23 protein-coding genes are annotated in these 25,835 nt (G+C 71.5%); 7 read left to right on the top strand and 16 right to left on the bottom strand.

The annotated features are described in order from the left end of the window. Window positions 1-5 precede the first annotated feature (5 nt). Window positions 6-668, bottom strand: a complete 663-nt coding sequence (locus CW359_RS06455) for a PDZ domain-containing protein (RefSeq protein WP_105968779.1) — start codon at window positions 666-668, stop codon at window positions 6-8. A 141-nt stretch (window positions 669-809) separates the two neighbouring features. Between CW359_RS06455 and CW359_RS06450 the strand changes: the two genes are divergently transcribed. After that, window positions 810-2,345, top strand: coding sequence for a hypothetical protein (locus tag CW359_RS06450; RefSeq protein ID WP_105968778.1), 1,536 nt, complete (start codon window positions 810-812; stop codon window positions 2,343-2,345). A gap of 20 nt (window positions 2,346-2,365) precedes the next feature. Here the strand turns inward: CW359_RS06450 and cyc2 are convergent, their stop codons facing one another. The 8 genes from cyc2 to CW359_RS06410 all read right to left on the bottom strand — a co-directional run bounded on the left by cyc2 (window position 2,366) and on the right by CW359_RS06410 (window position 11,345). Further along, window positions 2,366-4,519, bottom strand: a complete 2,154-nt coding sequence (gene cyc2, locus CW359_RS06445; protein ID WP_105968777.1) for a germacradienol/geosmin synthase Cyc2 — start codon at window positions 4,517-4,519, stop codon at window positions 2,366-2,368. Between the two features lie 156 nt (window positions 4,520-4,675). Beyond that, window positions 4,676-5,440, bottom strand: a complete 765-nt coding sequence (locus CW359_RS06440) for an ABC transporter ATP-binding protein (protein ID WP_105968776.1) — start codon at window positions 5,438-5,440, stop codon at window positions 4,676-4,678. Window positions 5,441-5,481: 41 nt separating this feature from the next. Further along, the gene (locus tag CW359_RS06435) at window positions 5,482-6,378 is read right to left on the bottom strand and encodes an ABC transporter permease (RefSeq protein ID WP_408647458.1); all 897 of its coding nucleotides are present in this window, start codon (window positions 6,376-6,378) and stop codon (window positions 5,482-5,484) included. Window positions 6,379-6,386: 8 nt separating this feature from the next. Then, window positions 6,387-7,322, bottom strand: coding sequence for an ABC transporter permease (locus CW359_RS06430; RefSeq protein WP_105968774.1), 936 nt, complete (start codon window positions 7,320-7,322; stop codon window positions 6,387-6,389). After that, a complete protein-coding gene (locus CW359_RS06425) occupies window positions 7,319-8,293 on the bottom strand; it encodes an ABC transporter substrate-binding protein (protein ID WP_105968773.1) in 975 nt (324 codons plus the stop codon). Before CW359_RS06425 ends, CW359_RS06430 begins: the two co-directional genes overlap by 4 nt. A gap of 56 nt (window positions 8,294-8,349) precedes the next feature. Then, window positions 8,350-9,624, bottom strand: a complete 1,275-nt coding sequence (locus CW359_RS06420; RefSeq protein WP_105968772.1) for a damage-control phosphatase ARMT1 family protein — start codon at window positions 9,622-9,624, stop codon at window positions 8,350-8,352. A gap of 100 nt (window positions 9,625-9,724) precedes the next feature. Beyond that, window positions 9,725-10,375, bottom strand: coding sequence for a ScbR family autoregulator-binding transcription factor (locus CW359_RS06415; protein WP_105968771.1), 651 nt, complete (start codon window positions 10,373-10,375; stop codon window positions 9,725-9,727). 73 nt (window positions 10,376-10,448) lie between these two features. Continuing rightward, complete coding sequence (locus CW359_RS06410) at window positions 10,449-11,345, bottom strand: ScbA/BarX family gamma-butyrolactone biosynthesis protein (RefSeq protein WP_105968770.1); 897 nt, start codon at window positions 11,343-11,345, stop codon at window positions 10,449-10,451. Window positions 11,346-11,606: 261 nt separating this feature from the next. Between CW359_RS06410 and CW359_RS06405 the strand changes: the two genes are divergently transcribed. Further along, a complete protein-coding gene (locus CW359_RS06405; RefSeq protein WP_105968769.1) occupies window positions 11,607-12,272 on the top strand; it encodes a ScbR family autoregulator-binding transcription factor in 666 nt (221 codons plus the stop codon). Between the two features lie 42 nt (window positions 12,273-12,314). Beyond that, window positions 12,315-13,166, top strand: coding sequence for an SDR family oxidoreductase (locus tag CW359_RS06400; RefSeq protein WP_105968768.1), 852 nt, complete (start codon window positions 12,315-12,317; stop codon window positions 13,164-13,166). A gap of 182 nt (window positions 13,167-13,348) precedes the next feature. Here the strand turns inward: CW359_RS06400 and CW359_RS06395 are convergent, their stop codons facing one another. Then, window positions 13,349-15,151: a S8 family peptidase gene (locus CW359_RS06395; RefSeq protein ID WP_105968767.1), complete on the bottom strand. Its 1,803-nt coding sequence runs from the start codon at window positions 15,149-15,151 to the stop codon at window positions 13,349-13,351. Window positions 15,152-15,646: 495 nt separating this feature from the next. Here CW359_RS06395 and CW359_RS06390 point away from each other — a divergent pair, with 495 nt between their 5' ends. Then, the gene (locus tag CW359_RS06390; RefSeq protein ID WP_105968766.1) at window positions 15,647-16,627 is read left to right on the top strand and encodes a lytic polysaccharide monooxygenase auxiliary activity family 9 protein; all 981 of its coding nucleotides are present in this window, start codon (window positions 15,647-15,649) and stop codon (window positions 16,625-16,627) included. A gap of 44 nt (window positions 16,628-16,671) precedes the next feature. On the opposite strand, the gene CW359_RS06385 is transcribed toward CW359_RS06390, so the two are convergent. Beyond that, a complete protein-coding gene (locus CW359_RS06385; protein ID WP_105968765.1) occupies window positions 16,672-17,331 on the bottom strand; it encodes a Tat pathway signal sequence domain protein in 660 nt (219 codons plus the stop codon). Between the two features lie 731 nt (window positions 17,332-18,062). Here CW359_RS06385 and CW359_RS06380 point away from each other — a divergent pair. Next, window positions 18,063-18,794, top strand: a complete 732-nt coding sequence (locus tag CW359_RS06380; protein WP_105968764.1) for a DUF6230 family protein — start codon at window positions 18,063-18,065, stop codon at window positions 18,792-18,794. Next, window positions 18,794-19,342, top strand: a complete 549-nt coding sequence (locus CW359_RS06375) for a DUF6114 domain-containing protein (protein ID WP_232838252.1) — start codon at window positions 18,794-18,796, stop codon at window positions 19,340-19,342. Before CW359_RS06380 ends, CW359_RS06375 begins: the two co-directional genes overlap by 1 nt. On the opposite strand, the gene CW359_RS06370 is transcribed toward CW359_RS06375, so the two are convergent. Together CW359_RS06370 and tatA are read right to left on the bottom strand one after the other, a co-directional pair. After that, the gene (locus tag CW359_RS06370; RefSeq protein WP_105968763.1) at window positions 19,261-20,004 is read right to left on the bottom strand and encodes a Type 1 glutamine amidotransferase-like domain-containing protein; all 744 of its coding nucleotides are present in this window, start codon (window positions 20,002-20,004) and stop codon (window positions 19,261-19,263) included. The two genes, CW359_RS06375 and CW359_RS06370, sit on opposite strands and share 82 nt — an antisense overlap. 10 nt (window positions 20,005-20,014) lie before the next feature. After that, entirely contained in the window at window positions 20,015-20,242 is a 228-nt protein-coding gene (gene tatA / locus CW359_RS06365; RefSeq protein ID WP_105968762.1) for a Sec-independent protein translocase subunit TatA, read from the bottom strand. Window positions 20,243-20,328: 86 nt separating this feature from the next. Here tatA and CW359_RS06360 point away from each other — a divergent pair, with 86 nt between their 5' ends. Continuing rightward, entirely contained in the window at window positions 20,329-21,837 is a 1,509-nt protein-coding gene (locus CW359_RS06360; protein ID WP_105968761.1) for an LCP family protein, read from the top strand. On the opposite strand, the gene mgtA is transcribed toward CW359_RS06360, so the two are convergent. The 3 genes from mgtA to CW359_RS06345 are packed head-to-tail and all read right to left on the bottom strand — an operon-like array spanning window position 21,824 to window position 25,796. Further along, window positions 21,824-24,337, bottom strand: coding sequence for a magnesium-translocating P-type ATPase (gene mgtA, locus CW359_RS06355; protein ID WP_105968760.1), 2,514 nt, complete (start codon window positions 24,335-24,337; stop codon window positions 21,824-21,826). The two genes, CW359_RS06360 and mgtA, sit on opposite strands and share 14 nt — an antisense overlap. Then, entirely contained in the window at window positions 24,327-24,683 is a 357-nt protein-coding gene (locus CW359_RS06350) for an ArsR/SmtB family transcription factor (RefSeq protein WP_105968759.1), read from the bottom strand. Before CW359_RS06350 ends, mgtA begins: the two co-directional genes overlap by 11 nt. 9 nt (window positions 24,684-24,692) lie before the next feature. After that, a complete protein-coding gene (locus CW359_RS06345) occupies window positions 24,693-25,796 on the bottom strand; it encodes a LacI family DNA-binding transcriptional regulator (protein ID WP_105968758.1) in 1,104 nt (367 codons plus the stop codon). Window positions 25,797-25,835 lie beyond the last annotated feature (39 nt).

Here is a 25,835-nt window from a genome sequence, read left to right as displayed (position 1 = left end):
GGGCGTCAGGTGACGACGCCCGGGATCGCGACCAGTTGCTGGTAGCCGCCGCTGCGGTGCCGGACGGTGAGGGTGATCTCGGCACCGGGGCGGGCGCGGGCGACCACGCGCGCGAGATCGGCCGCCGAGTCGACCCGGGCGCCGCCGAACGTGAGGAGTACGTCCCCTCGGACGAGGCCCGCGGTGTAGCCCGGGCCAGGCATGTGGACGCCGACGAGCAGGGCGCCCGCCTTCTCCGCGTCGACGGCCTCGACCCCGAGCGTCGCGGTCACGGCCGACGGCGAGGAACTCGGACTCGCGCCGCCGGAGGGCGGCCGGGAAGGGCCGGTTCCGGAACGGGACTCGACCCCGGCCCCGGACCCGGCGGGTGTGCCGCTGCGCCCACCCGCCGGGTCCGCCCCCTGCCCCTCCCCCCGGCCCGGCCCCTGCTGCCCCGCCTGGCGTTGCAGGTCCGCGAGCTTACTCATGCCGATCACGGTGGCGCCGAGCGTGCCGAGCCCGACGCCCGCGAGGACCAGGACGCCCGCGACGAACAGGCCGAACAGCAGGCTCGTCAGCCGTCGGCCGCGCCGGGGCGCGGCGTGCGGACGCCGGGCCGGGCGGGATGTGGTGCCGCCGGCCGGTTCCTGACCGGGCATGGGCTTGGGACGCAGCGCAGTCTGTTCCATGGTTCGCCTCCGGCAGGTGCTCTACCCGGCACACCGGCGCACGACGAGCCACGAACGAGTGAGACTGCCCCAGGGTCGGACATGGGCAGTCATATCCCCCCAAATCACCCGTTGTCAGTGGGGGCTGTTACGTTCTGCGGCATGACCGATCATGCCCTGCGGCTGCTGCGCCAGAGCCGTGCCGCCGCCGAACTGGCCGCGTTCCCGTTCGACTTCGACCTCGATCGCGCCGACCACGGCGAGGAGGTCCGCCTCGCCTCGGGCGGACCGCTGACCCCGGTGGCCGGGGACGGCACCGGAGGCACGTTCTTCGTGTGCGCGGACGGATCGGTGCTGTACGCCGACTCGGAGGGCTCGGCCGGGATCATCGGCTCCAGTGTCGACGAGGCGCTGGAGATAGTCGTCGGCCTGCCCGGCTGGCACGACTGTCTGGATCTGTCGCCCGCCGACGGCGCGGAGAAGATCCTCGCCCGGGTCGCGGAGGCGGAGGAGGACATGCGCGAGGACGAGGACTTCGACCTCGACGCCGAGCGCGCCGGCCTCCGCACCGCCCTGGGGCTGCCCGAGCGCTCCCCCGTCGAGCTGATCGGCATGCTGCACGCGGCGCTGCTGCGCACCGAGCCCGACTTCCTGCTGCTCAACGCGGAGGAGGGCGGTGCGTACGAACGGCTCGACCGGCATCCGCGTCCGCCGCTGTGGGAGCCGGTGCTCGCCCGTGGCCGGACCGACCTGGCCGTGCTGCGGGCGGGCGGCGGCCCGGCGGAGTGGGACGCGGTGGCCCGGGATCCGCTGCGCCGCCGACTCGTGCTGCGGGCCGCGCAGTTCGACCGCGCGGACAGCGATCTGGGCCTGCTGCGGCATCTCGTGCGGTACGAGGCCGGGTCGTCGATGACGGACGAACTGCGCCTCGGTGCCGTCCTGGTGGGCCTGCACGGCCTGGCCGAGGATCTCCCGCTGCTGCACGAGGTGCGGGACACCGACTTCGACACGGTGTGCGGGCTGAGCGAGCTGCCCGGGGCGGGGGCCACGGGCGCCGAGCTGCGCCAGTGGGCGCTGGACACGGACGCCTCCTGGTTCGGCGCGGACCCGGCGGACGAACCGCCTTTCACCTTGGCGGAGCTGGCCCGCGACCAGGGCATGACCGAACTGGCCCGGGTCACCCTGATCCGGCTGCTCGACGAGATCGAGCTGGGGCTGTTCCAGCTCCGGCGGCCCGGCGCGGCCCCGGAGGCGCTGGGCGCCTCCCCGCTGCGGTCCCTCAGCCACGCGTTCCAGAAACTGGGCGACACCTTCCAGGCCCTGCGCGCCCAGCGTCTGTTCGCGGACCTCCAGGACACGGCCTGGGCCCGGGTGTCGGCCCGGCTGACGCAGGCCCGGCTCGAACGCGAGCTGGGCCGGCTGTCGCAGGCCACCGCCACGCTGACGACCCTGCGGGCCGTCCTCACCGACCCCAGGGACACCTCCCTGCGGCACTGGCACGGGGTGAACCTCGGCTGTTTCATCGCCGAGGAGCACTACGCCCTGACCCGCGCGCTGGCCGACGCGGACCTCCGGGCGGAGTCCCGCGCCCTGCTGGCCCACGCCGACGCGATACTCGGCGAGCTCTCGGGGAACGCCGCCACGGGCGTACGGGAGCTCGCCGAGGAGACGGCGGAGCGGGTGCGCGGCCTCGGCTGACGGGGCGGGCGGGGCCGCCGTCAGCCGACCGGCAGGGCCGAGCCGCGGTCGGGCAGGAAACCGTGGGCCCTGCGGGCCAGGTAGTCGGACTGGTAACGGGGCACCTGCTGGTGCCAGTTCAGGATGCCGGACAGCCAGTTCCGCAGCTCGGCCACATAGCCGTCCATGATCTCGCGGGCCTCGTCCGTGAGCTTGAAGTCCTCGTACAGGACCGGGAACTCATGGGCGGCGACATGCTCGAACTGCTGCATGCGCTGGGTCATCAGATCGTGGATGATGCCGAGCGCGGTCGGGTAGTCGCAGCCGAAGAAGTTCTGGACGACGAGGATGCCGTTGTGGATCTCGCCCTCGTACTCGATCTCCTTCTGGTACGAGAAGACGTCGTTGATGAGCATGGCGTAGTCGGCGGCGGCCTTCTCCAGCGACTGGACGGGGCCGCTGCGGTAGACCTCCGGGGGGACCGTCCGGCCGTGGCCGATGCGGCACAGGCTCATCGTGAGGTCCGAGCCGAAGGTGGCGCGGCGCATCTCCAGGTAGTCGATCGGGTCGGGGATGCGGTGCTGGGTCATGTTGGACAGTTCCCACACCCAGCTCTCGGTCATCACGTCCACGGCGGCGCGGAACGTACGGCGTTGGTCGGGGGTCATCTCGACCGTCGTACGCCGCCACAGGTCGATGAGGCCGCGTTCCATGCCGTTGACCGGCACCGGGAACGCGTCGCCCTCGATGGGCATGCAGGCGGTGAGTCGCTCGGAGCACAGGCGGGCCGCGGCCAGGTCGCGGCGGTGGCCGAAGACCAGGGGGTAGTAGTCGTCGCCGTAGGTGCCCCAGGACAGCCAGGCGGAGCTGAGGTCGAGGCCGTCGGCCGTCGCGTCCGGGTGGATGCCGGCCGCGCACAGCGGCAGGTCGGCCGCGGCGAGCTTGTCCTCGTCCCAGACGCCCTCCTGGAGCATGCCCATGCCGTGCATCCAGTCGGTGAGGCGGTGCCGGGCGCCCTCCAGGTGCGGGCTGAGGCTGAGCCGGAACGGCATGTAGAAGTCCGGCAGTCGGGACGGGCCGACCTTCTGGTACGGCACGTGCGTGTAGGCGCGCAGGCGTTCGGCGCCGGCCGAGGCCAGGAGCGCGCCGACGTTCGCCGCGGAGGTGCCGAAACCGCCGACACCGAAGGGCCGCGACTCCTCCAGGGCGCCTTCGTTCATGTACCGGCTGGAGCGCATGTGCCACTCGTGCCCCCCGGACTGCCAGTCCTGCAGCCCGCGCGTGTACGCGGCCACCGCGCCGACCTGGTCCGGGGTGAGGCCCTTCTCCAGTGCCAGGCAGGGCACTTCGGTGAGCGCGGTGTGCTCGAACTGGTGGAGCCGCGAGGTGAGGATGTCGTTGACGGTCTCGGCCGCCTCCTGGGTCGTGCACCCGAAGAAGGTCTCCAGGACGAGCACGCCGTTGCTCAACTCGCCCTCGTCCTCGACCTCCCGCTGGTAGGAGAAGAGGTCGTTGCGCAGATGGACGCCGTCGGAGAAGGTCTCCATCAGCACCCGGAGCGGCCTCGACTCCGCGACGGACGCGGGCACTTCGGCGGTCGCGTACTCCACGAGCCCCGCCGACCAGGGCGCCCCGCCGACCTTGCGACGCATCTCGATGTACTCGACGGGGTTGGAGATCCGCCCCTCGTTGATGTTGGACAGTTCCCACATCGACTCGTTCAGCAGATGCTCGGTGGCGACGGAGAACCGCCTGCGCCAGTCCACGGACATCGCCGGAACCGTGCGCGCCCACAGGTCGGCGAGGCCCGCCTCCACCGGGTTCTCCGGCGCCGGCACGGGAGTCGAGAGGTCCAGCGGCATGAAAAGGGGCAGCCGGTCGAGATAGGCCTTGCCGCCGTCCCGGTCCTGGCTGCGCTTGAAGACCTCCAGGAAGTGGTCGTCGAAGAAGAACACCCACACGTACCAGTCGGTGATGAGCGAGAGGGCGGGCCCGTCGCAGTCGGGGTGCGTGTACGCGCACAGCAACCCGTAGTCGTGCGCGTCGAGATCGGACTGCTCCCAGACGCCTGAGCCCTCCAGCATCCCCATCTCCCGCGCCCAGACGCCCGAATGGGCGCGCGCCTCGTCGAGATGCGGGTTCAGCCGCGCGGGATACGGCATGTAGAAATGCGGGAGTACGAACGGCTGTGTCATGGGCGGGGCCCTACCCCTGCCCCGGACGCGTCATCCACGACGCCCCACATGATCACACCATCGCGTGAATCGGGACCGATTCGGGGATTCCGGGCGGGCGCTGTGAGTTCACTCGACATGCGATCACCACGAGATGTCACACGAGTCCTGCGAGTACTAAGGGAGTTCCTTCTTCCCCGAGCGCACCGCCCGTCCCACCTGCGCCCGGAGCGCCACAAAGCCGGGCAGGCCCCGGGTCCCGATCTGGTCGCGGGGGCCGGGGAGTTCGACCGGCAGGTCGAGCAGGACACGCGAGCCGGGCCCCGGGGAGAGCACGACGACGCGGTCGCCCACGTACACGCTTTCGTCGATGTCGTGCGTGACGAAGACGATGGTCGCGCCGTCTGTGCGGTGCACCTCAAGGAGCAGGTCTTCGAGGTCCTCGCGGGTCTGGGCGTCCAGCGAGCCGAAGGGCTCGTCCATGAGCAGCAGGGCGGGCCGGCAGACGAGCGCGCGGGCGATGGCGACGCGCTGCTGCATACCGCCGGAGAGCTGCCAGGGGTGGCGCCGGGCCACTCCGCCGAGCCCGACGCGCTCCAGGATCCGTTCCGCCTCGGCACGCCGTTCGGCCCGGCCGAGACCACGGCGGCGCAGCGGCAGCGCGACGTTCTCGCGGACGGTGAGCCAGGGGAACAGGGAGCGCCCGTAGTCCTGGAAGACGACGGCGAGCCGGTCGGGCACACCGGAGACAGGGGTGTCGTCGACGGTGACCGTGCCCTCGTGGGCGGGCAGCAGTCCGGCGATGGTGCGCAGCAGCGTGGACTTGCCGCAGCCGGACGGCCCGACGACACAGAGGAGTTGGCCGTCGGGCACGGTGAGGCTGATGTCCCGCAGGACGAGGTGGTCGCCGTAGTGCCGGCCGAGGGAGTCGAGCGTGAGCATCCGGATCGGTCACCTGTCCTGAGAGCCTGGGGTGTCGCGGGTCATGTAGGTCGCCTGCTGCCGACGAGCCGCTTCTCGACCGCCAGCAGTCCGGTGTTGAGCAGGAATCCGAGTGCGCCGAGCAGCACCAGGGCCGCCCAGACGGTCAGCAGGTCGGAGCGTGACTGGGCGTCGGTGAGGGTGAAGCCGATGCCGTCGGCGGTGCCCGGCAGCAGCTCCGAGAACACCATGAGGATGAGGGAGAGCGAGAGGCTCAGCCGCAGCCCCGCGAAGATGCGCGGCAGCGCGGAGGGCAGAAGCAGCAGCCAGAGCCGTTCGAACGCGGTCAGCCGCAGCACGGTGGCGACTTCGACCCGCAGCGGGTCGAGATTGCGTGCCCCCTCCGCCGTGTTGATCAGCACGGGCCATACGGCGCTGAAGGCGATCGACGCGACCTGCATCTGCGTACCGAAGTCGAGCACGACGACGAAGACGGGGACGAGGGCCGGAGGCGGGACGGCACGGGCGAACTGGAGTACCGGATTGCACAGGGCGTACGTCCGACGCGACCGCCCGACGGCGATACCCAGCGCCACCCCGGCGACGGCGGCGAGAGCGAACCCGGCGGCCATCCGGCCGAGGCTGGGCAGGATGTTGTCGACGGCGGCATCGGTGAGGAGGAGATGACGGGCGGGGCCGGAGAACCACAGGTCGTAGGCGTGCCGGGCGATACGGGCGGGAGGAGGGAAGTAGACGCTGCCGTGCGCACGGGCGACCAACTGCCAGACGCCCACGGCGAGGGCGAGCACCAGCCAGCGGAGGAGTGCGCCTCGGGCGAGGGGGCCGACGCGGGTGGTGCGGGACTCAGTACGGGAGGTGGTGGGGATGGGGGTGGGGGTCGGGGCGGGGGTGACAGGGTCCGCACCGGGCCCGGATCCGGCCCCGCCTGGCGTCGGCACCCGCCGGTTCATGGGCGGGCCTCGCGGTCGGAGACGTCCGCGGCGGAGTGCCGACCCGGCATCGGCGCGGACGCGTCACGGGACCGTTGCCGGGGCGTCCCGCCTTGCGGGGTCCGGCGTTCCGGGGCCTCTCCTTTCGGAGGCCGGCGTTGCAGGGTCCGGTGTTCCGGGGTCCACGGAAACGCTCGGCGCTCGCACCGCACGAGCACCCCGTCGATGAGCAGACCCAGTGTCCCGGCCCAGACGACCCCGGCCAGTACGTCGCGGGTGCCGTCCGGTGCGGTGCTCGCCTGGGCGATGAAGATGCCGAGGCCGTCGCCGAAGCCCGCGAGGATCTCCGTGGCGACGGCGAGGACGAGGGCTATCGCGGCCGAGATGCGGATACCGGCCGCGATGAAGGGGGCAGTGCCGGGGAGTTCGACGTGCAGCAGTACCGAGAGGCGGCCGAAGCCGAAGGCGCGCAGGGTGTCCTTGGCGAGGGGGTCGGTCTCGCCGAGCCCGTAGATCGTGTTGAAGAGGATGGGCCAGACCGAGGCGTACGTGATGAGCGCGACCTTGGTCTCGGTGCCCGAGCCGAGCAGCAGGGAGACGAGGGGGATCAGCGCGACGGAGGGCAGCGGGCGCAGGAACTCGACGATCGCGCGTACGGCGGCGTCGACGACCGGCACGCTGCCGAGCAGCAGCCCCAGCGGGATCGCGATCGCGCAGGCCAGGGCCAGCCCCAGGGCCCAGGCGCGCAGGGTCGCGCCGAGCCCGTCCAGGAAGGCCGGGTCACCCGCCAACTCCACGGCCCGGGACAGGACTTCGGACGCGGGCGGCAGATAGCTGCTGCGGACGATCCCGGCCCGGCTCACCGCCTCGCAGACGCCGAAGGCGATGAGCACACCGAGCAGGCCGAGCACCGGTTCCTGCCGTACCCGTGTCTCTCCGCGAAACCTCTTCACTTCACCAACAGCGTCGCCGGGTCGATCGCCTTCTCCAACAGGCCCTGTTTCTCCATCAGTTCGGTCAGGCGGGCGATCTGGGTGGGGTCCATGACCGGTGGGAAGTCCGGCAGGTCGACCGACTTCGCCTGGGCGGCGGTCACCTTGGTGTACGTCGGCACCACGGCGCGTACGGCCGACGGGTCCTCGGCGGCGAGCTGTGCGGCGGCCTTGATGGCCCGCTGGAAGGCGGCGAGGGTCTCCGGGTTCTCGGTGGCGTAGTGATGGGTGGTGATGTAGCCACTGAGGGGGATCGCCTCGACGGGGGGCGAGGCGCCGTCGATCAGTACCCTCGCCTTCAGTTCGTCCTGGATGACGCTGTCGAAGGGTTCGACCGCGTGGACGGCGTCGACCTGGCCCTTCTCCAGGGCGGCGCCCATCTGCGGGAAGGGGACCTGGCGGTAGTCGGGGCGGCCGGCGCCCGCCTGTTCCAAGACTTCGTTGAAGGTCAGCGACTGGACGTTGTTGAGGACGTTGACGGCGAGCTTGCGGCCCTTGAGGTCGGCGACGGTCCTGATGTCCGAGTCCTTCGGCACCAGGACGTCCATCATGTGCGGCGCGGCTCTGATCGACTCGGCGACGATGCGGATGTCGAGGGTGCCCTTCTCATGGGCCTGGAAGTAGGTGACGTAGTTCGCGCTCGCGACGACGTCGACCTGGCCCTTCGCCAGCGCGGGCAGCGCCTGGAGGCTCTGCTGGATCTGGGTGATGCGGACGTCGAGGCCCTCTTTCTCGAACAGGCCGCGGTCGCGCGCGAGGTAGAGGGCGGCGCAGTCGATCAGTGGAAGGGCGGCGACATTGATGCGTTTCTTGCCGTCGGCCGAGGAGGACGAGTCCGAGTCGTCACCGCCGCAGGCCGCGACGGCCAGAGTCAGGGCGGCCAGCGCCGCCGCGAGTTTTACTCTTCCCGAGCGCAATGGACGTAACGCCATGCGCGCATACCTACCAAAGATTTGACATGATCACCACAGGACCATGGGTGAACAGGTCACCGCGCCACCTGCACCACCGCGTGCGTACCGCTCGTCCGCCAGCGCTGCCCCTCCGCGGCGACCAGCGCGCTCTCGGTAGCGGCGTCGAGGCCGACGATCACATCGGACTTCAGGGTGCGCAGGGCGGCCACCGGGCCGGGGAAGTACGCGGTGACGTCGGCGAACGGTGTGGTCGGGGGCCGGAGGCGGTCGCCGACCAGGCGGCGGTAGTTCAGGTCGCCCTTCATGACGGTGACCGTGGCCGAGGCGAAGTCCTCGCGCAGGTCGGCGGGCATCGCCTCGTAAGGGAGCGGGGCGCAGGAGAAGGGGTGGGCGCGTACGACGAGGCGGCCGTCGGCCAGCGCGGACCAGAGGCGCCGGCCGTACGCGGCGGCCTCGCCCGGCGCCCGGGTCAGCCTGCGCAGGGCGTCGACCACGTCGGCGGTGGTCGCGTCGGAGACGAAGTAGGGGTGCGGTTTCACGTGCAGGACCGCGCGTTCGGCGTGGCCGTGGGTCAGCAGGTGGTCCAGGAGGAGCAGGTCGGGGACGAGTTCGCGGCCGGCGTTGTCGGCGACCAGGCACACGGTGCGGACGTCGCGCCCGGCGGGCCGGAGCAGCGACCAGAAGGCCTCGCTGTCGTCGGCGAGGAGTCCGGCGGCGTCCCCGCCCTTGTCCACACCCTTGCCCTCCCCCTCGTTCAGGCCCTCGTTCGCGCTCCCGCTCGCGCCGGAGAGGCGAAAGCCGAGGTCGGCCCGGTTGCCCCACAGTGAGCCGTGGAGCAGGGCGCGCGCCTGTTCCGCCTCGGGCCTGCCCACCAGGTCGTCCAGGGCGGCGAGTTCCTCGTCGGTCTCGGAGGCGTCCAGTTCGGCGAGCTTGAAAGGCCGGAAAGGGTCGATCCCCCGCCAGGCACCGTCACCCCCGGATCCGCCTCGGGGGCTGCCGAAGTACCCGACCGCTTCGAGGAGTTGGCGGTAGAAGTATCCCTCCGCCCACAGCCACGGCACGTCGAACCAGGATCGGCCCGCGTACTCCCCGGTGCCCCACTCCTCCCACTGCTGCCGGTCCTCGGCCCCGGCCGGGAGGGGTTCGACGACGCCCTCGGTGCAGTTCTTGAGGAGCGCGTCGAGCGCGCGGTGCTGCTCGGGGCCGTACGGGAAGGCGTCGCGCACCTTCTGGATGAGCGCGGGATGCCGTTCGGCCAGCACGCTCCAGGGGAACGAGCCCGGCTCGTCGGAGACGATCACGGGCGGGAGCGCTGAGCCGGAGGGGGACTCGGAGGCGGAGGCAGGCATGCGCCTCACCGTACCGTCCACGAAACGTACGGCCCGGGGACATCACCGCCCGGGAGACGTCACCGCCGGCAGACGCCCCACCCCGGACCCACGACCTGCCTCACGCAACACCCCTTATCTCCCGCTCCAGTTGCGCCACCAGGCTCAGATACCGCGCCCGCCTGGGCGTCGGCACCAGTGCCCGGATGGTGAGGCGCCACATGTCCGCCGTACGGCGGGGCTGGCGGGCCACCGGCTCCACCGCGCGGCTGACCACGCGGCTGCCGACGAAGAAGCTGACGAGGGAGTGCGCCATCGCGTCGACATCGACGTCCGGGTGGACGTCGGACTCCTTGACCGCGCCGAGGAGTTTGCCCGACGCGATCTCCGACCACTCGCGGAAGGGGTGCCGCAGCGGCGGCCGTACGACGACGTCTCCCGCGGCGAGGCGCAGGCCCGCCCGGGAGATCGGGCCCTCGACGGCCATCCTGGTGATCCCGAAGGTGATGCGGATCAGCGCTTCGAGGGAGGAGTAGCCGCGGCCGTCGATGTCCCTGGCCATGCGCCGGGAAGTCCTGGACTGGATCTCCAGGATGGCGTGGGCCAGGTCCTCCTTCGCCGCGAAGTGGAAGTAGAGGGCGCCTTTGGTGACATGGGCGTGCTCGACTATGTCGCTCAGGCTGGTCGATTCATAGCCATGCCGGTCGAACAGGTCGGCCGCGGCCGTGATGATCGTCGCTCGGGTCTGCTCGGCGCGTAACTGCCTCGCCATCGGCGCCCACCCCTCCCCACCGTCACGGCGCTCCCGAACTCCCTGAAGAAAAACGGGATATGCCGTTTGTTTATTACTCCCTGTACAAGATAGCCGACCGTTCCACGGTGCCCACCACACACTCGAAAACCGTGCGTCCCTCCTGCGTTCCGACCACCTTCAGCGCTCCGTCACCTTGGTCGGTGGACTCGATCCAGGTGGGCTGGTCCAGTTCGGCGAACTGGTGGAAGGTCGTGTCGAAGGACACGGGTATGAGGCCGCCGTCGGGGCCGGTCCGGGCGAGTGCGGCCTGGCGGGCGGCCTCCAGGAGCAGCATGCCCGGTATGTGGTCGAGGGGATGATCGAAGAAAACAGCATGACCGGTATCAACTCGCAACTGCCAGTCACGGTGGCCGCGTTGGGGCACGGCCAGGACGACGTCCGCCGCCGAGTCCCGGCCCACATCGGCCGCCGGCAGCCCCGGCGGAACGGGCAGCGCGGTCACCCCGGCCGCCGTACGGCCGCCTCTCAGCCTGCTGAAGACGGCTCCGCTGGTGCAGGTGAAGGCGACGTCGGCGTGCGCGACCAGCTCTCCGTCCAGGCGTACGTCGGCCTCGTAGCGGGCCGAAACCAGTCGCTTGCCTCGATGGCGGATGTCGTAGAAGGTGATGTCGACGGTCGGTTCGGCGGGCAGGGGCCCGACACCCAAGTGCTCGGGGAACGTGGTGATCCGGAACTCCTGGAGCACGAACTGGTGGTCCAGCGGCACCTGGTACTCGGTGTGGTTGAGCAGGGTCCCCGCCTGTCGTACGGTCTCCACCACGAGCAGCGGATCGTATGCCGTTCGATCGGCCGACACGTGTAAGCAGTGAACTCTCGGCCATTGCGCGCAGACGCTGAACCGGTCGGTCTCCGTTCTGGACCAACCGGTGGGGAACGTCTCCGCGATGGCCGCGCGGTGCACGAGTTGGCGCGGAACGCTCGCTGTCATGGCTGGGATCTCGGCAGACTGCGGCACTGGAGGCAATGTCTCTCCCTCGGTCCCCCGAATGGCGTGACGGACGGGAAAAGCGCCCGCTCCGGTGAGCGTTAGAGTACGAGGCGACCGGTTTGTTTTCAACGAGATCAGTCGGTCCGGCCCTATGATCGGCGGTTCCGGCGCACTGACCACGCGTCGTCCCGCACCAGCACGGCACCGCGAACGGCACCGGAACACGGACACCGGCCAACTGGGCGCCAGAAGGGGGCTCTTATGGCGAAACAGGAGCGCGCCATCAGGACGCGCAGGGCGATCCTCGAAGCCGCGGGCGCGGTTTTCGACGAACACGGCTACACGTCCACCACCATTTCGATGGTGCTGGAGCGGGCCGAGGTGACCAAGGGCGCCCTGTATTTCCACTTCCCTTCCAAGGAATCCCTCGCGCAGGCGGTGCTCGACGAGCAGGTGCCTTTCGGGAGTGTGCCGCCGCGTCCCTGCAAGCTGCAGGAGATCATCGACATGACGTTCGTGGTCGGCCAGCGGCTGCTGACGAACTCGCTGCTGCGGGGCAGTGTCCGGCTGGCGGTGGACATGGAGACGCCGAACCACGTCGACCACGCCGAGCCGTTCCGGCAGTGGTCGGAGCGGCTGACGTTCCTGATGGAACAGGCCCGTGAGCAGGGCGAGTTGCTGCCGACGGTGGATCCGCCGGAGACGGTGGACCTGCTGGTCGGCGGCTTCACCGGCATCCAGCTGATGTCGCGGGCGATGACGGACCGCGCCGATCTCGGCCACCGGCTGTCCGTGCTGTGGGCGCACATCCTGCCGAGCATCGCGGTCCCGGGACTGCTGCTGGGCCTCGACAGCAGGCCGGACCGGGGCGCCCGGGTCCTCTCCCAGCTCGACTCGGCCGACTCCCTCGCCCTGAAGGCGTCATGACCCCGCGGCCCTGGAAGACATCATGATCCGGCGGACAGCGTCATGATCCTGCTGACCGGCGCGACCGGCACCGTCGGCGGCCTGGTGGCCCGGCGCCTGCCCATCGACGAGCCGGTACGGCTGCTGTCCCGCGACCCCGCCCGCGCCGCCGCCCTCGCGGGCCCGGGCGCCGAGGTGGTGGGCGGCGACTTCGAGGACCCCGCGAGTCTGCGCCGGGCGCTGACCGGCGTACGCTCCGCGCTGCTCGTCACCGCGAACCCGCTGACGAACGCCCACGACGAGAACTTCCTGACGGCCGCCCGGGCCGCCGGGGTCGGGCACGCGGTGAAGCTGACGACCCTGTCGGTGACCGAACCGGACGCGACCGACCTGATCACGCAGTGGCAGCGGGAGAACGAACGGCTGCTGCGCGCCTCGGGCCTGTCCTGGACGCTGCTGCGACCGCGCGCCTTCATGTCCAACACGCTCGGCTGGGCCCGTTCGATCCGGGCGGAGGGCGTGGTGCGGGGCGCGGACGGCACGGTGGCGACGGCGGCGATCGACCCCCGGGACATCGCGGATGTGGCGGTACGGGCGCTCATGGACCCGGCGGGGCACGCGGGGCGGGCGTACGCGCTGACCGGTCCCGCGGGGGTCACCCCGGTCCAACAGACCGAGATCCTGGGCGAGTTGCTGCAACGGCCCCTGAAGTTCGTGGAATTGACGACCGATCAGGTGCTGCAGGGGCTCCTCGCGCGCTGTCCGGAGCCGATCGCCCGTGCTCTGGCCGAGAGCGCCGCGCGGGGGCGGGACGGGTCGAAGGGGCAAGTGGAGCCGGATGTGGCCGAGTTGCTCGGGCGGCCTGGGCGTGGGTACCGGGAGTGGGCGACGGAGCGGCTGGCGGAGTTCGGCTGATCGCTCCGCGAGGCGGATCGTTCACCGCGGGCCGGTGGGGACCGGTCGCGCGGTTTCCCGCGCCCGTCCCAAGTAACTCGCCTACCACGTAGGGCACATGACAGCGGCGGGTCGGCCGGCGTCCATCCACGCCGACCGACCCGCCCGTCTGTGTCACACCTTCAGCCCGCTGATCAGCTGGATCAGAAGGTGAGCTTCCAGTTGTTGAGCGTGCCCGTGTCGGCGGAGGCCACGTCCTGGACGCGGAGCTTCCAGGTGCCGTTGGCGACCTCGCTGGAGGCGTCGACCGTGTACGTGGCGACCACGTTGTCGGCGGAGTCCGAGCCGGAGGCCTTCAGCGGGTAGGTCGTGCCGTCGGGCGCGACCAGGGTGATGACCAGGTCACCGCGGTAGGTGTGGGTGATGTCCACGCCGACCTGGAGAGCCGAGGGGGCGTTGCCGGTGCGGCCGGTGACGGCGATCGAGGACTCGATGGCGGAGCTGTTGTCCGGGATCGCGACCGCGGTGGTGTTGGAGAAGACGGTGCCGGTGGTGCCGCCGCCGGTGCCGGTCACGGCCTGCACGGTCTTGGCGGCGTCGGCCAGACCCGCACCGCAGCCGCCCGAGCAAGCACCGGGCAGGGCACGGGAGTTGGTCTTGATGGCCGACTCGATCTGGGCCGGGGTCAGCGAGGAGTTGGCCGACTTCAGCAGCGCGGCGAGACCCGCGATGTGCGGGGCGGCCATGCTGGTGCCCTGGTAGTAGGCGTACGACTCGGTGGACGGGCCCTGCGTGCCGGAGTTCAGCGTGGACAGGATGCCGTTGGCGGTGCCGGTGCTGGTCTGGCCGCCCGGGGCCGCGATGTCCACGGAGGCACCGAAGTTGGAGTACGAGGCCTTGGCGCCGGTGCGGCTGAGCGCGGCGACCGAGATGACGTTGGCGCAGCTGGCCGGGGAGTAGTTGGCCGCGTTGGCGTTGCTGTTGCCCGCCGCGACGACGACCGTGGTGCCACGGTTCACGGCGTTGGTGATGGCGGTCTGGGTGGCCGTGGTGCAGGCACCGGAGCCGCCCAGGCTCATGTTGATGACCTTGGCGACGTTCGCGTTGGCCGGGACACCGGAGACGGTGCCGCCCGACGCCCAGGTGATGGCGTCGATGATGTCGGAGTCGTAGCCGCCGCACTTGCCGAGGACGCGCAGCGGGGAGATCTTCGCGTTGTACGCGATGCCCGCGACGCCCTTGCTGTTGTTGGTGGCGGCGGCGATGGTGCCGGCCACGTGGGTGCCGTGCCAGGAGGAGTTGGACGCCGGGATGCCCGTGCCGCACTCGTTCGCCGCGTACCAGTCGCCCGGGTCGGCGGGGTTGCTGTCACGGCCGTTGCCGTCCACCGAGACGGCGGTGTCGGCGATGAAGTCGTAGCCCGCGACGATGTTGGCGGCCAGGTCGGAGTGGGTGACGTAGCCGGTGTCGATGACGGCGACGGTCACGCCGGTGCCGGTCGCGAGGTCCCAGGCGCCCGGGACGCGCATGCCGGCGGCGGCCTCGAAGAGGTCCCACTGCTTGCTGTACTCGGTGTCGTTCGGGTCGGCCTGCGGCTTGTTGAGGCGGTCCGGCACGACGTAGGCGACCTGCGGGTCGGCCTGGTACTCGGCGATGACGTCGGCGACGTCCGTCTTGCTGAGCTGCTCGCCCAGGTCGACGAGGGCGGCGCCGGTGCCGAGGCGGCGCTGGAAGTCGAGGGTCTCCCCGGCCTCCTTGCCCTTGGCGGCGGCGTCGGCGTCGGCGGCCTGGTTCGAGGTGGCCTCGGCGGCGCCGGCCTTGTAGCCGACGATCAGGCGCTCGGCCGGGGCGGCGACCGCCTGTGCGGCGGCCTCCGGGGCGGCGGCGGGAGCGGCGGGCTCCTGGGCGAAGGCGACCGAGGTGGTGGCCGCGGCGACCAGGGCGGCGGAGACCGCGGCGGCGGATATCAGCTTCCGCCCCGTGGCACGGGAGGGTGAAGTACGCAAGGGCTTGCCTTTCGGGAGCCGTACTCCTCTGGGCCGCGCGGGCAGCGAGGAGTGTCGGTCGATTCGCTTCGTCGTCGAAGCGGCGGGGGGTGCGGTTCGAAAAGCGGCACGGCGGCCGGCCAAGCGCGAGCGGCCCGTTCCGGGGTTACCTATGGGGCGGCTGTGGTGGAACATTAGGCAAAGAGAAGGTCATCCGGATACAGGGGAAACCCTCGATCGGGCCGGATGCACACCCTTGAGCGCCGGAAACCGCCCGTGGACGACGGCCAGTTGACCGGGTTGGGCGAGTTGCGGGGTATTGGCGGTACGGGGTTCGGTGCGGGGCGGCACATGTGGTGGTGCGGGTGCCGGTTGAACGCGGTCCGCCCGCTTCCCGTACTGCCCGAAAGCAGACCCGCTCGCGGGCCGGCCCGCACCAGACCTGTTCCGCCGTTCCCCAGCCCGCCCCCTTCCTTGCTCCTTCCCCTTTCCGCCTCGGTCGAGGAGACGTACCGGATGACCGCCCACCGCCGCACCCTGTCGGCCGCCGCACTCTCCTGCACCGCCGCCGTCGCCGCACCGCTGCTGCTGACGCTGTCGGCGGCGGGTCCCGCCCAGGCGCACGGTGCGCCGACCAAGCCGGTCAGCCGGGCCTACGCCTGCTCCCCCGACGGCGGTGCCACGGCCGGTACGGCGGCCTGCCGGGCGGCGCTCACCGCGAACGGCGGGGCGCCCTTCACCTTCTGGGACAACGTGCGGGTCCCGGACGTGGCCGGGCGGGACCGCGCGGTGATCCCCGACGGCAAGCTGTGCAGCGGCGGTCTCTCCGCCTACCGGGGGCTCGACCTGGCGCGCGCCGACTGGCCCTCGACCACGCTGACGCCGGGCGCGCGGCTGACCATGACGTACCGCTCGACGATCCCGCACACCGGCACGTTCAAGATGTTCCTGACGAAGCCCGGGTACGACCCGGCCCAGCCGCTGACCTGGTCGGATCTGCCAGAGCGGCCGTTCGCCGAGGTCAAGGACCCCGCGCTGACGGGTGACGCGTACCGCCTCGCGATGACGCTGCCCTCGGACCGGACCGGGCGCCATGTGCTGTACACGATCTGGCAGAACTCCAGTACGCCGGACACCTACTACTCGTGCTCGGACGTGGTGTTCCCGGCGGCGAAGAGCAACGCGGGCGGCAGCGGTGGCACGGGCGGCTCCGGTACGTCCGCCGGCGCGACGCCGACCGCGCGGGCCGCGTCCGCCGCGCCCACGAAGTCGGCCACCGCGAGCGCTCCGGCCGAGCAGCCGGCGCCGGCCGTGGAAACGGAAGAGGCGGCGGAGTCCGCCGACTCCGCCGCCCCTCAGTCCGGGAGCACCGTGGCCGGTGCCCCGGTGGCCGCCGCCACCGAGAACACCGGACCGCGGTACGCGGTCGCGGGCGCCGCCGCGGCAGTGCTGCTCGCCGTGGCCGTCACCCTCGTCCTGCGGCTGCGCCGCCGGTGATCGACTGATCAACACCGGCGACCCAGCCGTTCATTGACGGTTCGTCAGTTGACGAAGACCGTGGCGTTGCCCTGCGTCACGTCCTGCACCGGGGCGTACTTGGCGGTGAAGTAACCGGCGCTGAAGCACAGCGACGAGCCCGAGGACTTGGTGAACGCCTGGGCCGCGAAGTTGATGCTGTTGTCGGCCTCACCGGTGGTGCCGGCCAGGCTGGGCGCCTGGTAGACGCAGTTGATGCTGCCGAGCAGGGTGCGCAGCACGACGGTCGTCTGGATGGTGGAACCCGCGGCCGGGCTGACGGTGACGGACTCGTCGGAGCCCACCACGGTGGTGTACGGCAGGTTGTTGACGGTCACGCTGGTCACGCCGAGCACACCGAGGACGTTGCTGGTGCAACTGCCGAAGGTGTGCGCGGTGACCGACTCGGTGGCGACGCCGGGCGCGGCGGGGTTGTCGGTGACCGTGGCCGTGAAGGTGGACGCGGCACACGTGACACCGCTGGTGCCGGTCGCGCTGGAGAACAGGGTGGCGGTGGTGCCGGAGGCCAGGGAGGCGCTCAGCACATCGCCGACGGCGACGGCGTCGCCGGCCGCGCTGTTGACGGTGAGCACGGTGTCGGCGGCGGACGCGGGGGTGACCGCGGCGACCGAGAGTCCGGCTACGGCGGCGGCGAGGGCGAGGGCGGAGCGGGTACGAGTACGCATGATGCGGGTGCCTCTTTCTGGAACTGGGGGTGTTCGGGGGTGAGTTGGAGATGCCATGGGGGGTGGTGTCGAGGGGGTGGGGGCGTGCGGAAGTACGCGTGGGAACGCGTGCCGGACGCCTGATGGGGTGAAGGGCGCGAAAAGGACGCCGGTGCCGGCCCGTGACGCCTTCTCCGTACGCGACGGACCGGCAACGACAACCGGCCGGTGGCCGGCAGAAAGGCTTGGAGGGAGGCTTCCTGCCGGACCGGGCGGGACAGGGCGACCCGGCGTCGGCCCAGGGGGGAAACGGCCGTGCGGGTGCCTCGGAGGCGGACTGCGGAAATGAACGTTGAGTCCGGGAAGAGCGGCTCGCACCGCTGCGGATCCGGCGCCACGGATCCGGGGAAACCAGGGCAGTTCTAGACCTGAGGAACCGTCAACGTCAAGGCATCGAACCGAAGTTGGTGCTTCGGATACGAACCGGGGGCCCTCCGGGACCCCCTGGCGGGGCTAGATCAGCCCGCGAAGCCACAGGTGGCGCATAATCCGCACCCTTTTTCCACAACTCCCTTGACCCTCTAAAGTAACCACGGGTAACTTCCTCGGCGGCTACTGGAGCGTAACCGCGAAAGCCCTTGCAACCGCCGGGAGTTGCGAGGAGACGTACGCACCAGCTGCTGTCCGCGCCAGGACAACACGCCACTGAAGCCCGACCAGCATTGACGCAATGACTATGCATGGGAGCAGCCATGGCCTCGTCCTCGGACGTCTCGTCGTCCGCCGGATCCAACCCCGAGCTGCCGGAGAGCGGTAACGCCTCCGGAGGCGACGGGGGATCGGGATCCTCCAACGTGTCCGAATTCTTCGAAGGCGCCGGGAAGGGCGCCGAACGACGCGGCCGGGTCCGTGGGCGCCGCGCCGCCGTCATGGCGGTGCCGGCCACCCTGGTCGCCGCGACCCTCGCGGTGCTCACCGCCGAGGGCGCCCTGGGCGTCCAGTTCGCCATCTCCGGCATGCCGTTCGAGGTCACCGCGACCGAGATGACCGGCACCGGTTTCGAGCAGTTCGGCGCCCTCGACCACATGATCGAGAACAGCCCCAACGAGGGCGACACCGGCGGCCAGGTCCTGGTGATCACCACCGCGATCAAGAACGCGTCGATCACCAAGCTGTGCCAGAGCGTCGACCTGGGCGGCATCAACCTGGTCATCAGGGCGGGCGGCAACGGCACCCCGGTGACCGCGACCGACCTGACGCTGGACGGCACCGAGCAGGCGGGTGACGCGTCCTTCACCAACATCGAGATCGGCAACGACGCCAGCACGCTCACGAAGGCGGGCGTCAAGGGTCCCGAGGGTGTCTTCAGTCAGCAGGCGGACACCATCCGGATCGCCAACCTCACTTCCACCAACTACGCCACCACGGCGGCCGTGTTCAAGCTCCCCGGCCTGAAGCTCGGCTTCAGCGGTACGGGTTGCTGATGTTCGCCGACAAACGGCAGGAGGTGCGGCCCGCCTTCAGATCCTGGCGGGCCCACCGTCCGTTCCTGGCCGGGGTCCTGCTGACCCTGGGCGGCACGGAGATCCTGGTCACCATGAAGGCGTCGCTGGGGGTCATCCTGCACATCGGTATGCAGGGTCTGGCGGGCTATCTGCTGCCGGCGCTGATGATCGTGTGCGGTGTGCTGATCATCTTCAACCCCGCGCAGCGCCTGTTCTACTCGATCGTCGGCATCGGGGTCACGCTCGGCACGTGGCTCACCTCGAACCTCGGCGGCTTCTTCATCGGCCTCGCGCTCGGTGCGGTGGGCAGCTGCATGGCGTTCGGCTGGCTGCCGGACCAGGAACCGAAGGTCAGCCGCAAGCAGCGCCGCAAGGAGAAGCGGGAGAAGAAGGCGGCCCTGGCCACCTCGGCGACCGCGGAGTCCACCGCGAAGCCGGAATCCGGTCAGGACGACACGGGCGAGGGCAGCCTGCGCGGCTCGATCCGCTCCTCGACCGCCGACTCCCCCGCACACCTGACGACATAGGCACCCCTGCCCGGCAACTCCGCGACCGCCTCGACGAGTTCGGTACCTCGGTAGACGAGCCCGACCCCGTCGTCGGTGCAGTGCGTGGTGGGCAGGGTGCCGTCGGCAACAAGCCGGTGCACCAGCGGCCGGCGCCCCGCGTCGCTGTCGTAGTGCACACCGTTGCCGTACGGCAGAAATCCCAACGAGTCGGTGAGAGGCCGGAGTTCGGGCCCGAAGGAGTCGGTGGTCCCACCCCTGAACCAGCAGAGGGACCCCGCACTCACCCCACTCAGCACGACCCCGGCCTCCCAGGCCCGCCGCATGATCCGGTCCAGGCCGTGCGCCCGCCACACGGCCAGCAGGTTCACCACCGAGCCGCCCATGACCCAGACGACGTCCTGCGCGAGCACCGTGCCCTCGACGTCGTCGACGTTGGGCATCGGGAACAGGTGCAGGGGCGTGAGGTCGAAGCCCGCGACCCGGGCGGCCTCGCCCATGCGGGCCGTGAAGTGCTCGGCGTCGCCGATCGCCGTACCGACGTACAGGACGCGCGGCCGGCGGCCGTGGGCCCCGGAGAGATCGACGGCGTGATGGACGAGGGCGTCGAACGACACCATGGTCCGGCCGCCGGTGCGGTGTCCGCCGGAGGTCGCGAGGATGGTGGGTTCGGAAGCGGCCATGCCGATGATCTTACCGATCGGCCGCAGGGTCGGCCGGGTGCGTGGCGCCCTCGCTCACCTGCGAAGATCCCTCCCCCACCGCCCCCTCCGCCTTCATCGCCCGCGCCTCGCTCTTGAGGATGCGCATCGAGCGGCCGAGTGCCCGGGCCGTGTCCGGGAGTTTCTTCGAGCCGAACATGACGATGAAGATGATCGCCACGACCAGCAGATGCCACGGTTCCAGTCCGTTGCGGAGCACAACCTCACACCCCTTTCGTTCGTCACACATAACAGTTGCTACTTTGCGCAACTGTACAACCAAGGTGAGACGTGAGAAGGGCGCCGATGACCACCAGCACCAGCAGGCGGGCCGCACCAGCACGACACCGGTCCGCCGCAGGCCCCCGGCGGCGCGGATCCGGGCGGCGCGGACGGCTGGCGCTGGGCATCTGCCTCTCGCTCGTGCTGCTCGTCGCGGCCGGCGCCGGCTGGGTCTATCTCCGGCTGAACGGCGACATCAAGACCTTCGACGCGGGCGGCCTCTCCGACAACCGCCCCGCCGCCGGTTCCTCCAAGGGCGAGAACGTCCTGGTCATCGGCTCGGACGCGCGCAACGACGGCAACGCCGCGCTCGGCGGCGGCGACGCCGACGACATCGGCCGCTCCGACACCGCGTTCCTGCTGCACATCTACGCCGACCACAAGAACGCCGTCGCCGTCTCCATCCCCCGCGACACCCTGGTCACCATCCCGCCCTGCAAGCTGCCCGACGGCAAGTGGACGAGCGCGCGGCCGGACACGATGTTCAACGAGGCCTACTCGGTCGGCGAGACCGAGAAGGGCAACCCGGCCTGCACCCAGAACACGGTCGAGAGCATCACCGGTCTGCGCGTCGACCACACCGTCGTCGTCGACTTCAAGGGCTTCGCCGCGCTGACCGACGTGGTCGGCGGCGTGAAGGTGTGCCTCCCGCAGAACGTCTACGAACGCGACCTCAAGCCCAAACTCCCCACCCGCGGCAAGCTGCTCTTCCCGAAGGGCGAGCAGACCGTCTCGGGGCAGAAGGCGCTGGACTACGTCCGGATCCGGCACGGCCTCGGCGACGGCTCGGACATCGGCCGTATCAAACGCCAACAGGCCTTCGTGGCAAGCCTGATGAAGGAGGTCAAGAGCAACGGCCTGACCCCGACCAAACTGCTGCCCCTCGCCGACGCGGCCACCAAGTCCCTGACCGTCGACCCCGGTCTCGGCTCCGCCGACAAGCTGATCTCCTTCGCGATGTCGCTGAAGGACATCGACCTGCACAACACGAAGTTCGTCACCATCCCCTGGCGGTACGAGGGTTCACGCGTCGCGATCGTCGAACCGGACGCGAGCGACCTCTGGGCGGCCCTCAAGGCGGACCGCACGCTCGACGGCAAGGACGCCAGCGGCAAGAAGAAGGCCACCCCGAGCGCGAGCCCCTCGACAGCCCCGACTGCCGTGTCCGGCAAAGGAATCGCCGTCGCCGTCTACAACGGCACCACCGTCACCGGCCTCGCCAAGAAGGCCGCCGCCGAGCTGACCGCCGACGGTTTCACGGTCACCGGCACGGCCACCGCGAGCAGCCAGGACCACACGACGACGGTCGTCGAGTACGGCCCCGGCCACAAGGTCGAGGCCCAGACGGTGGCCCGCGTCTTCCCGGGCGCCGCCATCCAGCCGGTGACGGCGGACGGCGTCAACGTCGTGGTCGGCCAGTCCTACCAGGGCGGCGCCACCGCCTCGCCGACGCCCACCGCCGTCCCGAAGGACGTCGCCGACAGCGCCCGCTCGGCGGACGACAACCCCTGCTCGAACCTCACCTACGGCTGACCCGCGCACCCCGCGCCCGCCGGGCGACAGCCAGCGCACCCCCGTAGAGCCCCAGCACGGCCACCAGAGCCGCGTAGTAGGACCCCGGCAGCCCCACCAGCCCCAGGGTCGGGCCGAGCGGGGAGAGGGGCAGCAGGAGCCCGACGGCGGCGAGTGCGCCCGCCGCCCGCCCGACGGCTCCCGTGCCCCGGCGCCCGCCGCCGCGCAGCAGCACCATCACCACGGCCTGGGTGAGGAGGTTCTCGGTGAACCAGGCCGAGTGGAAGACCGCCCGGTCGTCCAGCGCGTCGGGCCCGTGCAGCGCGAGGGCGAGCACGCCGAAGGTCGCGAGGTCGGCGACGGCGTTCAGGGCGCCGAACCGGCCGAGGAAGCGCAGGAGTTCGCGGGGCCGCAGGACGCTCGGCCGGGCCAGCGCACCGGGCGCCGGACGGTCGTAGGCGTAGGCCAGTTGTGCCGTGTCGAAGCACAGGTTCTGCACGAGGACCTGCGCCGGGAGCATCGGCAGGAAGGGCAGCAGGAGCCCGGCGGCGAGCATCGCGACGACGTTGCCGAGGTTCGAGGAGAGCGTGACCCGCAGATACGTGGCGATGTTGCCGCTGCCGAGCCGCCCGGTCGTGACGGCGTGCGCGACGGCGGCGAGATCCTTCTCCCCGAGCACGACGTCGGCCCGCTCCCGCGCCACGTCCACGGCGGCGCGCGGCGCGATCCCGACGTCGGCGGCGCCCAGCGCGGGCACGTCGTTCACCCCGTCCCCGAGAAAGCCGACGGTACGACCATCGGCCCGCAGCGCGGCGACGATCCGCGCCTTGCCTGCCGGGGTGCAGCGCGCGAAGACGGTCGTACGCCGGACCAGTTCCGCCAGTTCGGCGTCCCCGAGCCCCTCCAGGTCTTCAGGGTTCTCCGCCACCACCCCCGGGGCGAGGCCCAGGTCACGGCAGGCGCGGGCGGCCGTACCCGGATGGTCGCCGGTGAGGATCCTGACCTCGATCCCCAGCGCGGTGAGGTCGCGCAGGGCCTCGGCGGCGGTGGGCGCGAGGTCGTCCCGGAAGGCGACGAAGCCCCGGAAGGTCAGGCCGTGTACGTCGGCCGGGGTCCGGTCCCGGGTGCGTGCGGGCCGTTCGGCGGTGGCGACCGCGAGCAGCCGCAGCCCGCCGGCCGCCTCCAGGTCGGCGCGTGCGAGAACCCGTTCCCGCTCGGCGGGGTCCAGCGCGCACCGCCCGACGACCTCCGCGACCGCGCCCTTGACGACGAGGACATGGGTGCCGAGCCGCCCCCGTACCACCGCCGTGGCCAGCCGCCGCACCGGATCGAAGGGCAGCGCGGCCACCCCGTCGTACCGCTCCCCGACCGGCCCCGCCGCCGCGAGCAGCGCCTCGTCGAGGGCGTCCGGGGTGGGGAGTTCGGCGAGTTGGAGGGTCCACCAGGCGGCTACGGCGGCCCAGTCGAGGACCGACGGATCGTCCCGGCCGTCGGAGCCCATCGACCGTTCGACGACCGGGTGGTCCTGGGTGAGGGTGCCCGTCTTGTCGAGGCACAGGACGTCGACCGCGCCCAGGTCGTGCAGCGCGGGCAGGCGTTTCACCACGACCCCGTGCTCCCGGGCGAGCCCCGACGCCCCGCGCGCGAGACAGGTGCTGACGACGACCGGGAGCATCTCGGGCGTCAGCCCGACGGCCACCGCGACGGCGAAGGGCAGTGTCTCGGGCCCCTGTCCGCGCAGCGCGCCGCTGGCCATCAGGACCAGGGGCGGGGCGAGCAGCATGAACCGGATCAGCACCCAGGACACGCCGTGCAGCGACCGGTCGAAGGCGCTCGCCTCCCGGCGTACGACCGCACTGTGCGCGCCCGCGAAACGCGTACGCGCCCCCGTGGCCACCACCACGCCGGTCGCGCTCCCTGAGACAACGGCACTGCCCTGGAAGCACAGCTCGGGCCGCGCGAACACACCCCGGTCCGCCGGATCCGGCCGTACGCCCTTCGCCACCGGCGCCGACTCGCCCGTGAGCGGCGCCTGGTGCACGGTCAGCCCGGTCGCGCGCAGCAGCCGTACGTCCGCCGGGACCAGGTCGCCGGGACCGAGCCGGATCACGTCGCCGGGGACGAGTTCGGCGACCGGGATCTCCCGGGCGAGCGGCGGCCCGTCCGCCGTCGGGCGGCGCAGGACGGTCGCGGTGCCGGCGACCAGCTCGCGCAGCCCGCTGAGGAAACGTTCCGCCCGATGTTCGCCGGAGGCCCGGAGCACCGCGCTGACCGCGACCAGGAACAGGATCACCGAGGCCGTACCCCAGGCCGTGACGACCGCCGAGACTAGGCCGAGGCAGAGCAGTACGGCGGTGAAGGGGTCGCGCAGGCTCCGTACGAGGAGGGCGGGCCACCGGACCGGACGGGCGGCCGGGACCACGTTCTCCCCGACGGCCGTCAGCCGAGCCTCGGCCTCGCCCTCGGTCAGACCGCGCGGGGAGGCGTCGAGCCACCGGAGCGTGCCGAAATCAGACTCCACGGAGGTGCCGTACCGGGGCGTGCTCGGCGCGGTCGGTCAGCCGCCCGACCAGCAGCCGTACGACGGTGACGACGTCCGGGTCGTCGACGAAGTACACCTGGCGGCGTCCCTCGCGGCGCGAGCGGACGAGTCCGGCGAGTCTGAGTTTGGTGAGGTGCTGGCTGACGGCGGGCAGCGCGCCGCCGACCCGCTCGGCGAGCCCGGTCACATCGCTCTCGCCCTGGGCCAGCGCCCACACGATGTGCAGCCGGGCGGGCGAGGCGAGCAGCCCGAAGGTACCGGCGGCCTCCGCCAGCACCTCGGCGGACGGATCACCGGAACCGGAACTGCCCGTACCTGTCACCACGGGCCCAGTTTAGGCCGGTGCGGGACCCGTGCTGCGCCGCACGATGAGGTGGGCCGGAATGACCGTGACAAGGTCTGTCTCCCCCTCCGCACCGGCCTTCGCGACGGCCGTCGGGCCCGCGTTCGCCTCACCGTCGATCCTGGCCAGGAGGATCCGCAGCGAGCGGGTGCCGATCTCCTGGAAGTCGGTGCGGATGGTGGTGAGCGGGGGCAGCAGATGGGCGGCCTCCGGGATGTCGTCGTAGCCGACGACGCTGACGTCGTCCGGGACCCGGCGGCCGGCCTCGTGGAAGGCGCGCAGCGCGCCGAGCGCCATCTGGTCGTTGGAGGCGAAGACGGCGGTGACGTCCGGGTCGCGGGCGAGCCGTCGGCCGAGTTCGTAGCCGGAGTCGGCGCTCCAGTCGCCGACGAGCGGCTCGGGTACCTCGACCCCGGCCTTCTCCAGGGTCTCGCGCCAGCTCGCGGCCCGGCGTTCGGCGGAGGTCCAGCCGGTGGGTCCGGCGATGTGCCGGACCGTACGGTGGCCGAGCCCGAGCAGGTGTTCGGTGGCCGCGCGGGCTCCGCCCCGGGAGTCGGCGGTGACCATCGGGGTGTCGTCGCCGAGGGCGTTGTCCATCACGACGAGGGGGATGTCGAGGTGGGCCTCGGCGAGCGCGCGGCCGACCCGTCGCTGGGGGGCGATGGCGATGACCCCGTCGGCGCCCTCCGCCGAGAGCCGGTCCACGGCCTGGACGACGGTGTCCCGGTCGGCGGTGTCGAGGGCGATCGAGCTGACCAGGTAACCGGCGTCCTGGGCGGCGGTGTTGATCGCGGTGAGGGTGGAGGCGGGGCCGTAGCGGGCCGCGTCGAAGGAGATCACCCCGAGCATCCGGGTCCGCCCGCTGGCCAGCGAGCGGGCGCTGCGGCTGGGCCGGTACCCGAGCGACCGCATGGCGTCGAGGACGGCTTCCCGGGTCTCGGCGCGGACGGCCGGGTTGTCGTTGAGCACCCGCGACACGGTCTGCTTGGAGACCCCGGCCAGCCGGGCCACGTCGTCCATCACCGGCCGCGCGCCCGCGAAGTTGCGCCGGCTGCGCCCCTTGGGAGCGGCGCCGCCACCGGCACTTCGGGTCATGGGGATGCATCCTTCGGCTTCGTCCCGTGGGGGCGGTCG

The organism is Streptomyces geranii (genome assembly GCF_002954775.1).
In the GTDB taxonomy this organism is placed as follows: Bacteria; Actinomycetota; Actinomycetes; order Streptomycetales; family Streptomycetaceae; genus Streptomyces; species Streptomyces geranii.
The sequence above is the reverse complement of the archived record's forward strand: the minus strand, read 5'-3'. Positions and strand labels throughout refer to the sequence as shown.